Origin of the sequence: Pseudalkalibacillus sp. Hm43 (genome assembly GCF_051842935.1) — a bacterium.
Classification (GTDB): Bacteria; Bacillota; Bacilli; order Bacillales; family Fictibacillaceae; genus Pseudalkalibacillus.
In genome coordinates, this window is record NZ_JBPXRR010000001.1 from 1,535,171 (window position 1) to 1,549,274 (window position 14,104).

Below are 14,104 nucleotides of genomic sequence, written 5' to 3' on the forward strand. Positions count from 1 at the left end.
CTCCATTATTTTGCGAAGATATGTTTCCCGATCTGTGTCACTTGATCTCGTGTCCAAATCCAACCAGAAGTCGCAGTGTTCGGGTTGAAGTAATAGATGCTTCCGTCCGTCGGATCCCATCCATTCAACGCATCCTGTACTGCTTTCTTCGCTGTCTCATTCGGTGTCAACCAGATTTGACCATCCGCTACAGCTGTAAAAGCACGGGGTTCGAAAATGACTCCAGAAATCGTATTCGGAAACGACGTGCTTTCGATACGATTTATGATTACTGCTGCTACCGCTACCTGACCGACATAAGGTTCACCCCGGGCTTCACCATATACGGCATTCGCCATCAATTGGATATCATTTTCCGAATAGCCGCTCGGCACGTTTTTACCCTTTTTCGCGGTTTGCTTTTGATCACCTTTAGGTGCAGCCTTCCCTTGTCCAGATGGCGCTTTCGCTTTCCCTTTTTCAGCTTGCTGCTCGATTGGTTGTCCTCCGTAATGGGTGAAGTCTTTGCCCTTGCGGAGATTATTCTTTACAAAGCTTTCATTGTATTTGGAAGCATCAGCAAGTTTCTTTTTCGTGGTGAAGCCTGCCAATCCATCCACCTTCAAACCGAATTCATATTGGAAGTTTCGAAGAGCCCAGTAAGTCCCCCATCCGAAGACGCCATCGATATTCCCGTTATAGAATCCTAAATATTGCAGTCTAGCTTGCAATTCAACTACATCCTCCCCTGTCGCTCCGTGCTGGATGACTTGAGGACTAAACGCTTTCGATTCTTCTACGTTCAGAGCCGTGAGCAAGGGGATGACCAAGAGAATCATGGATAAACATACTTTCAAGCACATAAATCGACTTTTCATCGTTACAGCCTCCTGTTGAATCCTGTGTAGCTTTTCAATGTTCGTAGTTTTTGTCACTGATGGAATTTTATACAAAAGAGGCGAAGTTGATTTTGTGTAATAAAAAAAGCCTGACTGACCTCATCAGGTCAAACCAGACTTCATTTCATCATCATAGTATTGTTTTGTTCTGAGTATGGGCATTCCGGTATTTTCTCTCAGAAGCCACTTGTGCATATTTAATCTTCCTCAACCCTAGCCACCACAGGAAAGCCATAAACGGTAACATGTATAACAACCAACGTTTTTGCATGAAAGCGAAAAGGATATAATCATAAAAGCCATGGAACAGGATCGGTATGAAAAGGGATGCCAGTATGAAAAGCCGTTTGATTGAGCCTTTCTCTGAAGATTTCCCTCTTGAGAGGTAGTATCCCATTATGACACCGAACAGAGCATGACTTGGTACTGGCAGCATTGCTCGATACATTGCAGTTTCTACTCCGTTCGAAAACAGATACAACACATTTTCAGCGGTAGCGAAGCCTAAAGATATCGAAACGCCATAGATGATGCCATCGTAAGGATCATTGAAATCAATATGCTGATAAGCAGCAAAGTAGAGTAAGAACCATTTGAAGAACTCTTCTAATAAGGATGAGACGAGAAAAGCATCCACCCAACTTGGTACAACCATCTCTTCATGTATGCCGAATTGAAGTACCATAACGGGAAAAACAAGAAGAACACCGATGATGAATGTTCTCAATACCATTAATATCGGCTCTGGTTTGTATTTTTCTTTCAGATAGAAAAAAGATAGCAAGGCTATACCAGGAGCTATTCCAGCTGAAAAGATCGTAAACATGTAAATCGTCTCGTTTCCAATTTATTTTCTCTATCGTATCATGAACAGATGCTCCATGGCTTCAAATATTTTCAAAGAGGAAGAACATTTCCATTTAGACGGGAACATCGGAAAATGGTATGTTAAGTCTTGGAGAAACTATTGGAACTGAGGTGAGCAGAATGATGAAAAAAATCCTAGTCATTCATACAGGTGGTACCATCGCCATGAGCGAGGATAAAGATACAGGAAAAGTTTTGCCAGGGGAAGTCAATCCGCTCCATGAAACATATGCTTTGTTATCCCAGGTAGCGGAAGTGACGATGGATGATTTCTTGAACCTGCCTTCTCCCCATATAACGACTGAACATATGATTGAGCTCTCGAATTATATTCATGCTCAATTAGTACAAAATCAATTGGATGGTGTCGTCGTGACACACGGTACGGACACTTTGGAAGAAACGGCCTACTTGTTGGATCTTCTCCATGGAAACGACACTCCAATCATATTGACAGGAGCTATGCGTTCAAGCAATGAACTTGGAGCGGACGGGCCTCATAACCTCATTTCATCCGTCAGAGTAGCTGCAAGTGACGAAGCAAAAGATAAAGGAGTACTTGTCGTCTTCAATGATGAAATCCATACCGCTAAAAATGTGACAAAAACACATACGAGCAACATTGCCACATTCCAAAGTCCCCAATACGGGCCTTTAGGGATCGTAACGAAAAGAGGGGTCCACTTTCACCATAACCTTGTGAATAAGGAGCATTACAAAACGTTGGGTCTTTCAAAAAAGGTAGTGCTTCTAAAAGCCTATGCGGGTATGCACAAAGAACTGCTTCAATCCGTCCGGAACATGCAGATTGATGGCCTGGTGATTGAAGCACTCGGTCAGGGTAATCTCCCACCTGCATTGGTCGAAGAAGTGGAAGCTTTCCTTCGTGAAGACATTCCGATCGTCCTCGTCTCCAGATGTTTCAATGGTATCGTGCAGGACATCTACAGTTATGACGGCGGTGGAAAACAGTTGAAAGATAAAGGGGTCATCTTCACAAACGGTTTAAATGGACCGAAAGCACGCCTCAAACTGATGGTCACATTAGAAATGGATTATCAAATGGAAGAGATCAGAGAAGCGTTTCTGAAGAACTAAATTGATCATAGAATAAGAAGAGGATTGACCAAAATGATATCGGTCAATCCTTCTTCCGTTTCTGGAGTTCTTTTGCAATGAGTCCACCATGGAACCGGCCATTTTCAATGAAGATCTCATTCGCGTTATTGCCTGCAGCAATGACGCCTGAAATGAAAATGCCGTCAACATTCGTTTCCATCGTTTCAGGATCGAAAAGAGGTCTGCCTGTTTCATTTTCAATAGAGACACCCATTTTCGTCAGAAATGAATGGTCAGGGTGATAGCCCGTCATGGCAAATACGAAATCGTTTTTGATTTCCTTCGCCACTCCATCCGCTTCATAACGGACAGTGTCCGGCGTAATCTCCTTCACTTCTGCATTAAACTCCATCTTGACTTTATCATGCCTTACGAGCGCATCGAATTCGGGAAGAATCCATGGCTTGACACTGCCGGAATACTCAGATCCTCTATAGAGGACGGTCACTCTAGCTCCGACCTTTTCAAGTTCAAGCGCTGCATCAACAGCTGAATTTTTACCGCCGATCACAACGACATCTGTATCAAAATAAGGATGTGCTTCTTTAAAGTAATGGAAAACTTTGTCTAAGTCCTCACCAGGCACATTCATATAGTTCGGATGATCATAATATCCAGTAGCGATGATGACGTATGGTGTTTCATATGTCTCTGCAGACCCATCCTGTTTCGTCGAGCTGACAATGAAAGATCCGTCAGCCGTCTTTTCGACTTTTTGAACTTTTTCAAACGTATGAACCGTGAGCTGTTTCCGTTTCACCACTTCCCGGTAATAGGAGAGAGCTTGATTTCGCTTCGGTTTTCTTTGTTCGATAACGAATGGCATGTTGCCGATTTCCAGCTTCTCACTTGTGCTGAAAAATTGTTGATGTGTCGGGTAATTATATATGGAATTGACGATGTTTCCTTTCTCGATGACGATCGGTTTGAGACCAATTCCCTCTAAGGCGATTGCTGTAGATAATCCACAGGGGCCTCCACCGACGATGATTGCATCCGCTTGCATGGTTTCTCTTCACTCCTAATAACTTCATGTCTATATCTTTATCATTTACAACATTTATTCTATAAAATCTTACACGATCATTAACGATTAATTAGTGAGTATGGCTTTTTGATTTGGATGTTTTCGCAAACTTGGTTGCTTTTGCACTTGACTCAAATGCAAATAACCTTTTGGAGAGAGCCTTTAATTTTAAGGTAATTAACACCTTACACATAGGAAAAATCCCCTACCATACATATAGATGATAGGGGATTTTAATGTGTGTTTCAACTTAATCGTCTTAAATCCATCCTCTGAAACGGGATGCTTCAGCCATTTTACGAACACCGACCATATAAGCAGCTAGTCTCATGTTCACTTTTCGGTTGGTGGCTGTAGTCAAGATGTTGTTGAATGCTTTTACCATGACTTGTTCTAATTTCGCTTCAACTTCATCCTCTGTCCAGTAGTAACCCTGGTTGTTCTGTACCCACTCGAAGTAGGATACAGTCACTCCACCAGCACTTGCAAGGACATCAGGTACCAACAAGATGTCGCGTTCTGTCAATATATTCGTCGCTTCAATCGTCGTCGGACCATTTGCAGCTTCCACGACGATCGATGCCTTGATATTGTGGGCATTATGCTTTGTAATTTGATTTTCGATCGCTGCTGGTACGAGGATATCGCAATCCAACTCAAGTAAATCTTGGTTTGAGATCGTATCCTTGAACAACTTCGTCACTGTTCCGAAGCTGTCTCGGCGATCCAATAGATAATCGATATCCAATCCATCTGGATCATGTAATCCACCATAAGCGTCAGAGATTCCGATCACTTTCGCTCCGGCATCGTACATGAATTTCGCTAGGAAGCTTCCAGCGTTACCGAATCCTTGGATCACGACGCGAGCGCCTTCGATGTTGATCCCTTTCTTCTTGGCCGCTTCCCGAATACAAATGGTTACCCCTTTCGCTGTCGCAGACTCACGACCGTGAGAACCACCCAATACAAGCGGCTTACCTGTAATGAATCCAGGAGAGTCAAATTCACGAATACGGCTGTATTCGTCCATCATCCAAGCCATGATTTGAGAGTTCGTGAACACATCAGGAGCTGGGATATCCTTTGTAGGTCCCACAATCTGACTGATTGCACGAACGTATCCGCGGCTTAATCGTTCCAACTCACGGAAAGACATATCACGCGGGTCACAGATGATTCCGCCTTTACCTCCACCGTATGGAAGGTCGACAATTCCTGCCTTCAGACTCATCCAAATTGATAATGCTTTTACTTCTGTTTCTGTTACATTCGGGTGAAACCTTACGCCACCTTTTGTTGGTCCAACAGAATCATTATGCTGTGCTCTATATCCTGTAAAGATTTTGATCGATCCATCATCCATTCTTACCGGGATGCGGACGGTCATCAATCGGACAGGCTCTTTCAACAGCTCGAATACCTCTTCTGGATAACCGAGCTTATCTAAAGCATCATTGATTACAGTTTGTGTTGATATTAATACGTTGTCTTGTCCATTGTTATCGTGTTCATTGGCAGACATGGTTTACCTCCCGTGAAAAATCCATAAATATAAGTATGATTTCAATTTCTCAATGCATAGTATACACCCTAGCACTGATTATGAGAAGTGATATATATAAGTTTTCCATTTTATTTTGTAAACGCTTTCTTATGTTGAGGTTGAACGACTTTTTCTATACCGAATCACGTATTTAAGTTCATTTCCCCCTTGTTCTTAAGCCTTCTTTCACTATTCTGAGCTTTTGAATCAAAGTTCCATATTTACGCCTCTAAATAGAAAACTTGGCAGAAGCCAAGCTTTATGAACCATTTATTCTTTTCCGGTTAAGAAGAAGTGATTGATCTTTCCGACTGAATCGTCATCTAAGATCAATTTTCCATATTCTCTGACGCGCCATTTTGTTATGGTCGATGGACTTCCGAATTCGGACAACAGAGCTACGAACATATCAACATCGAGACGTTCATAATCTTCCTCTTCGAAGGAAGCGTAGTAGCGTCCATTATAGTGATAGATCTCTCCACCTTTGACCCCTAACGGATACAACCGTGAAGTCAATGCGATGAGATCATCGAATCCGTCGAATTCATAAAAGACGTCGTCGCTGATGTCCATCGTCACTTGAAGCTCCAAAAATTCATCATCGTAGTCCTCATCTTCATTGGTCGATTGCCCCTTCGTAACGATTACGACCATACCTTGAGCTGGTAATGAAAACACTTCGACAGCTATAGGACCATCAGCTTTGAAGCCAAGCTCATCATCCGCCTCCAGCATCATATCCCTGAATAGCTCATGTACCTTAGGGAGGTCTTGCCACATTTCTTCTTTTGAAATACCACGCTCGTCAAGGTCATCCAACGTTAAGAACACTTTTATCTTATTATATGTCAAACGCTCCAATCGCATATATGGTCCTCCTTAACAGCAATACTCCACCCTTTCTACACTATATGATGGTGCAAGAATAAGGTTCATGATGGTCATGTTGTTCTTCAGGTTTTTGAAGATGTCGATCGAGAAAAGGTCAATACATGGGTTTGTGCCGGTGCACAAAGTCTGAAAGGGAGCTGCGTATATCCGAATCCGTTACTGATGAATAGTAATGTACCGGCATGTCGGCTAATGCCACCTCGTGCGGCAATCCCCCATTTAAAAAAGCGGATTTGGCCACCGTGGGTATGTCCGCTCAATACGGCACCGATTCGATCTTCTCTCTGCAGTTTCTCCATAATATTCGGGTTATGGCTGATCAGGATCCTGTATCCTCTCTCATCTATGTCTTGCAGAGCGAGTCTCAATTCATCCCGATCCAGTGTCGGATCATCTACTCCGATCAAGTGTAAGACATCTTCATCTGTTTCAAAACGTGCACAAGTGTTATCAAGTATTGTAACACCTTTATCTTTCAATAGGACATCCAATCTTCGAAAATCAACCTCATAATCATTATTCCCCCACACGAAATAAATAGGAGCAATTTCTGATAGTTTGTCTAAATTCCTTGAAACCCTGTCAAAAGGAACACCCTTTTCCATCAAGTCGCCCCCGATGACAACCAAATCGATCGGCTCGTCAATCTGATCCAATAGACGGTCATCGATGGTCCTTGTATGGATATCCGAAATAAAAAAAACCTTTAAGCCATTGAAGCTTACAGGATAATGTTCAAGTTGAATCTCCTTTTTCTCAATAGTCACTTTATGGGCTTCAACCCACATATGGACAATCAATAGGATTCCGCATAACAATAGAAAACCGATGAAGTAAATCATTCCACACCTTCCTGTCTTCGTACATGCTTATTCGCCTGTAATATCGAAATGATACCATAAAAGAAGGTGCATGGTAATAATATCAGCATCACTACCACGTTCATCTGAAAAAGAAAATACCAGCTTGTCAGGAGTAAGACTACGAATAGCGCTTTCTGAAACAGGCTTCCTTTCGAACGATCTTTCAAATCACGGATGGTTTTCTTAATCATAAATCCGTAAGCTAAGATACCGACCATACTCATAAACGAAATGGTAACGAACATAACAGGTTGAAAAATTAATGTACCTAGCCACCTTCTGAATTCTTGCATATTCGTGGTAGGAATTTCAATAACAACAATATAGAAAGACCAATATCCGATTATAAGAGAAAAGAATCGTGTAAACAAGAGAATCCCTCCCCCTACACGTTATGTAGAGAAAGGGACTTTCATGTTTAATCTTCCTTGATATCGAGGACCCTGAATCCAGATGCCTCCAGTTTTTTTACGAACTTATCGATGTTCTGCTGCTTTTCCACTTTCATGACGATTCTGCGGATGAACTTATCCGTTTCATCGAACGTCGTGAGTGAAATGATGTTCTCATGAAATTGCTTCGCAATCTCTGCAAGTCTGGCGATTCGGCCTTCCGCTTCAGAGGAGGAGAATGAAATCCTTACTCCTTTACGCTTCATACCGAATGCGCTCTGGAACTGTTCCAGGATATCTGACCTTGTGATAACCCCTTTCAGTTCACCACTTTGGTTTACAACAGCGACCAAAGGACGGTCCTTCACTCTTAAGAACGTATTCTCGAAGATCTCTTCTTCATCGATATACTCTTCTTTATAAGCAGCAACATCACCTGCCACAGTCTGCGCAAGGAAATCATCCCTTTGCATACCGGATTCGAAAAACGCCTTATAGATCTTGTTGAGTGTGACAAGACCACCGTAATGATTTCCGTTCACTACGGGCATACCGTCAATCTGATATTCTTCCATCTTATGTAACACTTCTTTCAAATTCTCGGAAGATTGGACGATATAAGCCTTTTCTTTTGGTATCATGACGCTTTTGACAAACATGGTATCCCCCCTGATATATTCGTACTATAACCCATTCGAGATTCACTTGGATATTTCCTACTAGAATGTGTAACAAATTAATTTTTATCAGAATATTTAAACAATAGAGGTTGAAAATTATGTAAATTTACATTAAGATATGAGTAAGATAAAGCGCTTCAGAAAATTCTAAAATTTAAAGTTAGGAGAGGACACACCATGACCATATCCAAGTTTACGAATAAGTCTCTCGTTCTCGATCAGGATTTGGAATACAGCCAGAAAATCGGACTCCCAGTAGAAGTTTTCTGTATGAAGGATCATGAAACCGTTGCATTTGGAAGAATCCAATTGATTACGAAACAACATGTACGCGTCAACGATCAGCTTTTCTGCAGAGATGCAAACGCTTTTTTCGGTTGCCCGTGCCCGATGTAACCGGCTGCCAATACCATCACTTATGATATAAGTTGACATCATGGTCTTTTTTCAACCATTCAAACACCTCGTGACGATGTTTCCATGGAACTGGTTTATCCCACAGTTCTTCTCCTCTTTCAATCGTTGCTATCCTGAGCTCTTCGAATTCACTTTCAGCTTTTACATGTTTCTTCTTATAAAGGATGATTTGGACAAAACATAAGAGTCCTCCAACAAAAAGGACGAACAACAGCATATCCTGCATGAAATACTCACTGACCTTGCGATTGTTCATGAACATGGTTTCGAGAGTAGGAAGTTTATAGAAGTAGATATATAAGACCGCAAAGAACAAGATGACGAATAGCGACAACGACCATTTCAACAGGATCTGTTCGAATCGTTGTTCCTTTTGTCTTTTCTCCACCAAACTCTTGATCACTTCCAGCGTCACTTCAGATATTTGATATTGCTTGAATTTCCAAACTCTTAATCCATCCATTTGAATTCCCTCCTATTCAAACCTATGCTAGGAGGGAATGTCGTATACATGCACTTCAAACCCCTTTTAACGCACGATATCAATCAGTTTTACGGCATCTTTTTTCAACTCGTCATTCAAGTCAAAACCGTTCGAAAAATAGAAAACGGTAAATACGAGTAAACCGAGAAAGGCAACGACGATGATCCTGGTGATCCAAATGTGGATTTTACCTGATGGTGTCGTCTCTTTTTGCTTGGTTTTTTTATTGGAACGATGTTTTTCACTTCTAGGAGGTAGATGGAGGATATCCACCTCATCTTTCTCAGACACATGTCCGTTGTTCATTTTCGCTCGCAAATCCGATGCTTGATCATGTTGATTCAACATGAGTAGCCCCCTTCACTGATGGTCAAAACCTTCATTGTTCATTAGCCTTACGGACAGAAAACAAATTATAGCGAATGATCAATCCTAATAGAAAATCAATGCATATATGAATAACGATCGGAATCAACAAATTCCCAGTGACCATGAAAATCCAACCAAGCAGAAAACTCAATAGAGTAACAAATAGAAGTAAGACAGGTTTCGTAATATACCGGATGTGCATGAATGCAAAGAGCAAGCTTGAAGCGACATATCCAATGTTCACTTGTAAGACTCCACGAAACAAGATTTCCTCTGAAACACCTATAATGATTGAAATCAAAAAGAGGTGAAAAACGGATATATTCGAGAAGATCCGCTCATTGATCCCTCCATCATCGATCCATTTCTTCGGTACCTTTATCCACAAAAGAACGTCCAGTACAACAATGATAACGACAGTAGGTAGGGTCCAAATAAGAAGTGAACCCCACTCTAAATGGAACAACGCCACCCATTCGTCTACACCTTGGTTGAAAACCAATGAGAACAAGAGCGTCAGGAATAAGAAGATGCCTTGCGTAAAGTATAGGTTTATATATAGATCTTTCTGTGACAAAGACTTAATGATCTCTTTCTGATTCAACTGCTCAAACATGCAAATTCCCCTGATGGAATATCCTCGCTAATTCTTCTTCCCATCCTATGTCCTCTGTTGGAGCTTCCGTTTGCGTAACTTCTTTTCGTTCATAATCCTCCACTCGTAAGCCGCAATGACTACAGCAATGATCCGGTCGATCAATCAATGTTTCTGAAAAGGCTGCTAAAATACTCGATCGTTTACAAGTATCCGTTTCAATCCATTTCTTCATATATCGGATGCGCCGTTTCTTTTCTTGAATTCGCTTTTCCATCTTATCAAGTAAAGCATCCTTCCATGCTTGAAGGTCCTGATCATCGTCACGTAAGAAGTTTTCATAATGATACCGGATGAACCGTTCACCGGTTTCAGACACGTCCAGTGATTGCAGCACATGATCCAGGTGACTTCTTTCCTTTGGATGATGTGCCATAGCCCGGCTGAAACCATCAAGCTGTTCGGGTTCAGGGAACTCTATCTCGATCAATCGTTCAGGAATAAAGTCATCGTCCTCATGGTATAACAAAATGGCTATACTCGATTTTCCGTCTCGTCCAGCACGACCTATTTCCTGGAGATAGGCTTCCATATTCGCCGGAAAGTGATAATGGATGACGAAGCGGATATTCGATTTATTGATTCCCATCCCAAAGGCGTTTGTGCAACAAATAACATCTAGTTCATCATAAATGAATTGTTTTTGGATCAACAACCGATCGTCGTTTTCCATACCTCCATGATAGTACGCCACACGTTCGATCCCGTTTTGTTTCAGGTTCGCTGTCAATGTTTCAGCGATAAGCCGACTTGAAGTATAGATGAGTCCTGGTCCTTCTAATCGCTTCACATAATCTATGAGACGATCCATCTTATCTGTTTGATCCAACACCTTTTCCACCTGCAATGCGATGTTCGGCCTGTCCACCGAATAGACGTGCTGCTTCGGCTCATGTAACTTCAATTGATGGATGATATCCAACCGGACTTTTTCAGTAGCTGTGGCTGTCAGTGCAAGGATCGGAGGCCTTCCAATCTGTTCGCATATCTTTCCTAGCTTCAAATAGTCGGTTCTGAACTCATGACCCCATTGGGAAATACAGTGCGCTTCATCCACAACGAATAGAGAGATATGCGTTTTCTTCAAAGCATCGAACAACACATCCGACTGTAACGTTTCAGGTGATAAGTAGATGAATTTGAACCGCCTGATATTCTTGAGGATCTTTTTCCTTTGTTCAAATGGTAAACCGCTATGAAACGTGTATACCCTTTTCTCACCGTTCCGTTTCAATTGCTCAACCTGATCTTCCATCAATGAGATGAGAGGTGAAACGACAATAACGCTCCCGGGTACGATATAAGCGGGAAGTTGGTAACAAATCGATTTACCTGTGCCCGTCGGAAGCATGGCAAAGACATCTTCTCCCTGTAGGACATCTTCAATTATTTCCTTTTGTCCTCTCCGGAAAGAAGTGTGTCCGAATCGGTCCATTAAAAGTTGCTCAATCGACAAGGCTCATTGCTCCTTTATTCAAGCTGGTTTCAGCAGTATGTTTCGATAAGGTCAACCGTATCTGGAAATAGGTAAAATCCTCATCCAGATCCTGTTTGATGTCTTTCAGTTTTTTACTATTCAGCCGATTCGACGATTCCATAATCTTGATTTGATCTGTGTTCGATATGTATGGTTCAATTTGAAAATCTTCGACATGAATGGCGAGCTCAACGATATGGTCCTCAATCGTACTCATCTTCAAATTCCGTATCATCGGCAGCTTTTCGTGAGGATAACCTGCCTGGATCAACTCGTATGTTTTTCTCGTAGATTCCGTTAACGTGTATTCAGAGTCCAGATCAGAAATGAATAGGTAAAGGGATGGAAATTGAGACCGACCCTCCATGACGATACGAACAAGACGATGAAGAGCCGCTTGAAAATGAATGTGACACTCCATCGGGTCCATCTTCAAGTGTTCCGACATCTGTGTGGACGTCCTTCCAACCCGGTTGTATCTTGTGAGCCGAAAAACTAGGTTTTCAGATGTCTTTCGATCAAATCCATGTAGGAGGGACTTCAATTCTTTATGTATGACTTCTGAGACACGTATACGATCTTGTGGTGCTTTCGGGAAATGATGTTTTACCCATGCTAAAACCTGTGGATCATTCTGGATCGGATGAAACTTCGAATCATCCACTAACAAGTACGAAAGGGTTTGGGTGAATAGTGAGAATCGCCGCCAAAACACACGTGCGATATCTCCAAACCGCCATCCATCCAAAGCATCCGGAATCGGTTTATTTTCCAGCTTGTCCTGTAAAGTCCATTCGCCGAGTTCCGTTAAGATCGCCTTTTGGTTTTCTTCTAGATGGATCCATCCCTTTTTCTCGAATTCATGTATCTTTGACGCGAAGGCTGCATACTTATATCCTTGAAACGTTCCAAACAAATGGGACAGTCCAAAAAGTTTCCCATCTTGGACCGTCTGTGAAGACTTTTTACCTGTTAATAGATGGAAGAGACCTGATGTCGTCCGTTCTCCGTTCATACGATGAATTCCGAACAAGTAGATCATTTCAGCATAATCCATATTTCCATACCTCCTCCCCATCTATACTCTTATTGTATCAAAGGTTGTTTAGATTTTGGTCAATTTGGGAAAATTGCTTATGTAGATGAGAGTATTGAGAAACCCTTATTTGATAAGGATTCTCATTGAATTTAACTGTTGAAATCTCTTAACAACAGTTTTACAATAGTAATATGGATATATAAAATGGTATCATTTGGAGAATATGAACTGTTTTTTAATTGATAATAAGCAGGATTAGAAAAGTGGATGACGAAAGACAGTTTCATCAATTACTAGGAGGGTAATTTCGATATGCCAAAGTACACAATTGTTGACAAAGAAACTTGTATTGCTTGCGGAGCTTGTGGAGCAGCAGCACCTGATATCTATGATTACGATGATGAAGGAATTGCATTCGTAACATTGGATGACAACCAGGGAATCGTAGAAATTCCAGATATCTTGCACGAAGATATGCAAGACGCCTTCGAAGGTTGCCCAACAGATTCAATCAAGATCGCAGAAGAGCCTTTCGATGGAGATGCAACTAAGTTCGAATAAAAAATACTTACGAAGACGCCCTCAATGCAGGGCGTTTTTTATAGATTATTACAAATGATAATCATTGTCAATTAAAAAAGAACGCCATAAGAAGCTATCGGGTTCTGATACCTGTCACAAAACCGTAATTTACTTAAGAAATTGCATATGGAAATGCATAGATAATTTCACTGTATTTCATATCGTATAAGATAAAAAATAAGCCGAACTTTCAATCCATTACGGATCGATGTGCGGCTATTTTTTTTCAGCTTTTTAAACTAAAGCGCGCGATAATTAATGAAGAATGACTAATTCATAAATCTAACGGACATTGAGGACCTTATTTCTATAACTTATTCATTTTCACTAAACTTAACGGACATATGATACCTTATTTGGTCCAAAATCATCAAAAACAATATACTTTTTAAAGAATAGCGTCTCTGATGTCCGCTTGCACACCGAAATTAGCGTTTTTGTCACAAATAACGGATCTGATGTCCGTTAATCCCTATCTCCCACCTTCAACAATCCTGTCCTTTTGTTGAATAACAATAAGTGTGTATCTAAGTACACTTTTAGCATTATCCATATAATATTTCAAAATTTGATTACCTTCCGCATTCTAACAAAAACAAATGCAGGTCAATTTGCAAACATACAGGGGATTCTGTAAGGTTACAAATTCGTATGCATATGTTCAAACAATTTAACGTTCTATTTGAGCAATAATCCTTATTTATCAACAAAAATAGTGCCTCAAATTGCTATGCAATTCGGGGCACATTTTAGTCAACATATTTATTGTTTGTGATAGATAACCGAACCGGTTAATAAGAAGCGTTCTTTTTTTA

At 41.1% G+C, this 14,104-nt stretch carries 16 protein-coding genes; 3 read left to right on the forward strand and 13 right to left on the reverse strand.

All coding sequences use genetic code 11. The features are described from left to right. Positions 1-5: 5 nt before the first annotated feature. On the reverse strand, positions 6-857 hold the full coding sequence (gene sleB, locus ACSVDE_RS08210; RefSeq protein ID WP_439300429.1) for a spore cortex-lytic enzyme: 852 nt from the start codon (positions 855-857) through the stop codon (positions 6-8). A 151-nt stretch (positions 858-1,008) separates the two neighbouring features. Next, a complete protein-coding gene (prsW, locus tag ACSVDE_RS08215) occupies positions 1,009-1,704 on the reverse strand; it encodes a glutamic-type intramembrane protease PrsW (protein ID WP_439300430.1) in 696 nt (231 codons plus the stop codon). Between the two features lie 164 nt (positions 1,705-1,868). Between prsW and ACSVDE_RS08220 the strand changes: the two genes are divergently transcribed. Beyond that, positions 1,869-2,843, forward strand: coding sequence for an asparaginase (locus tag ACSVDE_RS08220; protein WP_439301957.1), 975 nt, complete (start codon positions 1,869-1,871; stop codon positions 2,841-2,843). 43 nt (positions 2,844-2,886) lie between these two features. On the opposite strand, the gene ACSVDE_RS08225 is transcribed toward ACSVDE_RS08220, so the two are convergent. From ACSVDE_RS08225 to ACSVDE_RS08250, 6 genes are all read right to left on the reverse strand, one after another. Next, positions 2,887-3,870: a YpdA family putative bacillithiol disulfide reductase gene (locus tag ACSVDE_RS08225; RefSeq protein ID WP_439300431.1), complete on the reverse strand. Its 984-nt coding sequence runs from the start codon at positions 3,868-3,870 to the stop codon at positions 2,887-2,889. Between the two features lie 280 nt (positions 3,871-4,150). After that, the gene (locus ACSVDE_RS08230) at positions 4,151-5,416 is read right to left on the reverse strand and encodes a Glu/Leu/Phe/Val family dehydrogenase (RefSeq protein WP_439300432.1); all 1,266 of its coding nucleotides are present in this window, start codon (positions 5,414-5,416) and stop codon (positions 4,151-4,153) included. A 291-nt stretch (positions 5,417-5,707) separates the two neighbouring features. After that, the gene (locus ACSVDE_RS08235; RefSeq protein WP_439300433.1) at positions 5,708-6,307 is read right to left on the reverse strand and encodes a genetic competence negative regulator; all 600 of its coding nucleotides are present in this window, start codon (positions 6,305-6,307) and stop codon (positions 5,708-5,710) included. A gap of 86 nt (positions 6,308-6,393) precedes the next feature. Continuing rightward, on the reverse strand, positions 6,394-7,173 hold the full coding sequence (locus ACSVDE_RS08240) for a metallophosphoesterase (protein WP_439300434.1): 780 nt from the start codon (positions 7,171-7,173) through the stop codon (positions 6,394-6,396). After that, positions 7,170-7,565 carry a hypothetical protein gene (locus ACSVDE_RS08245; protein WP_439300435.1) on the reverse strand — a complete coding sequence of 132 codons (396 nt, stop codon included), beginning with the start codon at positions 7,563-7,565 and terminating at the stop codon, positions 7,170-7,172. The genes ACSVDE_RS08240 and ACSVDE_RS08245 overlap by 4 nt, the downstream gene beginning before the upstream one ends. Positions 7,566-7,612: 47 nt before the next feature. Further along, a complete protein-coding gene (locus tag ACSVDE_RS08250; RefSeq protein WP_439300436.1) occupies positions 7,613-8,245 on the reverse strand; it encodes a CBS domain-containing protein in 633 nt (210 codons plus the stop codon). Positions 8,246-8,443: 198 nt separating this feature from the next. Here ACSVDE_RS08250 and ACSVDE_RS08255 point away from each other — a divergent pair, with 198 nt between their 5' ends. After that, positions 8,444-8,662: a hypothetical protein gene (locus ACSVDE_RS08255; protein WP_439300437.1), complete on the forward strand. Its 219-nt coding sequence runs from the start codon at positions 8,444-8,446 to the stop codon at positions 8,660-8,662. A 16-nt stretch (positions 8,663-8,678) separates the two neighbouring features. Here the strand turns inward: ACSVDE_RS08255 and ACSVDE_RS08260 are convergent, their stop codons facing one another. The 5 genes from ACSVDE_RS08260 to ACSVDE_RS08280 all read right to left on the reverse strand — a co-directional run bounded on the left by ACSVDE_RS08260 (position 8,679) and on the right by ACSVDE_RS08280 (position 12,725). Next, on the reverse strand, positions 8,679-9,146 hold the full coding sequence (locus tag ACSVDE_RS08260) for a DUF2663 family protein (protein WP_439300438.1): 468 nt from the start codon (positions 9,144-9,146) through the stop codon (positions 8,679-8,681). A gap of 66 nt (positions 9,147-9,212) precedes the next feature. Further along, positions 9,213-9,515 (reverse strand): hypothetical protein, encoded by a 303-nt coding sequence (locus ACSVDE_RS08265; protein ID WP_439300439.1) that lies wholly within the window; start codon positions 9,513-9,515, stop codon positions 9,213-9,215. 31 nt (positions 9,516-9,546) lie between these two features. Then, on the reverse strand, positions 9,547-10,152 hold the full coding sequence (locus ACSVDE_RS08270) for a lysostaphin resistance A-like protein (RefSeq protein ID WP_439300440.1): 606 nt from the start codon (positions 10,150-10,152) through the stop codon (positions 9,547-9,549). Beyond that, on the reverse strand, positions 10,145-11,647 hold the full coding sequence (locus tag ACSVDE_RS08275; protein WP_439300441.1) for a RecQ family ATP-dependent DNA helicase: 1,503 nt from the start codon (positions 11,645-11,647) through the stop codon (positions 10,145-10,147). The genes ACSVDE_RS08270 and ACSVDE_RS08275 overlap by 8 nt, the downstream gene beginning before the upstream one ends. Beyond that, positions 11,637-12,725: a helix-turn-helix domain-containing protein gene (locus tag ACSVDE_RS08280; RefSeq protein WP_439300442.1), complete on the reverse strand. Its 1,089-nt coding sequence runs from the start codon at positions 12,723-12,725 to the stop codon at positions 11,637-11,639. The genes ACSVDE_RS08275 and ACSVDE_RS08280 overlap by 11 nt, the downstream gene beginning before the upstream one ends. Before the next feature lie 294 nt (positions 12,726-13,019). Here ACSVDE_RS08280 and ACSVDE_RS08285 point away from each other — a divergent pair, with 294 nt between their 5' ends. After that, a complete protein-coding gene (locus ACSVDE_RS08285) occupies positions 13,020-13,268 on the forward strand; it encodes a ferredoxin (protein ID WP_439300443.1) in 249 nt (82 codons plus the stop codon). The last annotated feature ends 836 nt before the right edge of the window (positions 13,269-14,104 follow it).

Bases quoted from the DNA above. Each gene is read 5' to 3' on its own strand.
- sleB (WP_439300429.1), bottom strand. From the start codon at position 857: ATGAAAAGTCGATTTATGTGCTTGAAAGTATGTTTATCCATGATTCTC.
- prsW (WP_439300430.1), bottom strand. From the start codon at position 1,704: ATGTTTACGATCTTTTCAGCTGGAATAGCTCCTGGTATAGCCTTGCTA.
- ACSVDE_RS08220 (WP_439301957.1), top strand. From the start codon at position 1,869: ATGAAAAAAATCCTAGTCATTCATACAGGTGGTACCATCGCCATGAGC.
- ACSVDE_RS08225 (WP_439300431.1), bottom strand. From the start codon at position 3,870: ATGCAAGCGGATGCAATCATCGTCGGTGGAGGCCCCTGTGGATTATCT.
- ACSVDE_RS08230 (WP_439300432.1), bottom strand. From the start codon at position 5,416: ATGTCTGCCAATGAACACGATAACAATGGACAAGACAACGTATTAATA.
- ACSVDE_RS08235 (WP_439300433.1), bottom strand. From the start codon at position 6,307: ATGCGATTGGAGCGTTTGACATATAATAAGATAAAAGTGTTCTTAACG.
- ACSVDE_RS08240 (WP_439300434.1), bottom strand. From the start codon at position 7,173: ATGATTTACTTCATCGGTTTTCTATTGTTATGCGGAATCCTATTGATT.
- ACSVDE_RS08250 (WP_439300436.1), bottom strand. From the start codon at position 8,245: ATGTTTGTCAAAAGCGTCATGATACCAAAAGAAAAGGCTTATATCGTC.
- ACSVDE_RS08255 (WP_439300437.1), top strand. From the start codon at position 8,444: ATGACCATATCCAAGTTTACGAATAAGTCTCTCGTTCTCGATCAGGAT.
- ACSVDE_RS08260 (WP_439300438.1), bottom strand. From the start codon at position 9,146: ATGGATGGATTAAGAGTTTGGAAATTCAAGCAATATCAAATATCTGAA.
- ACSVDE_RS08265 (WP_439300439.1), bottom strand. From the start codon at position 9,515: ATGTTGAATCAACATGATCAAGCATCGGATTTGCGAGCGAAAATGAAC.
- ACSVDE_RS08270 (WP_439300440.1), bottom strand. From the start codon at position 10,152: ATGTTTGAGCAGTTGAATCAGAAAGAGATCATTAAGTCTTTGTCACAG.
- ACSVDE_RS08280 (WP_439300442.1), bottom strand. From the start codon at position 12,725: ATGGATTATGCTGAAATGATCTACTTGTTCGGAATTCATCGTATGAAC.
- ACSVDE_RS08285 (WP_439300443.1), top strand. From the start codon at position 13,020: ATGCCAAAGTACACAATTGTTGACAAAGAAACTTGTATTGCTTGCGGA.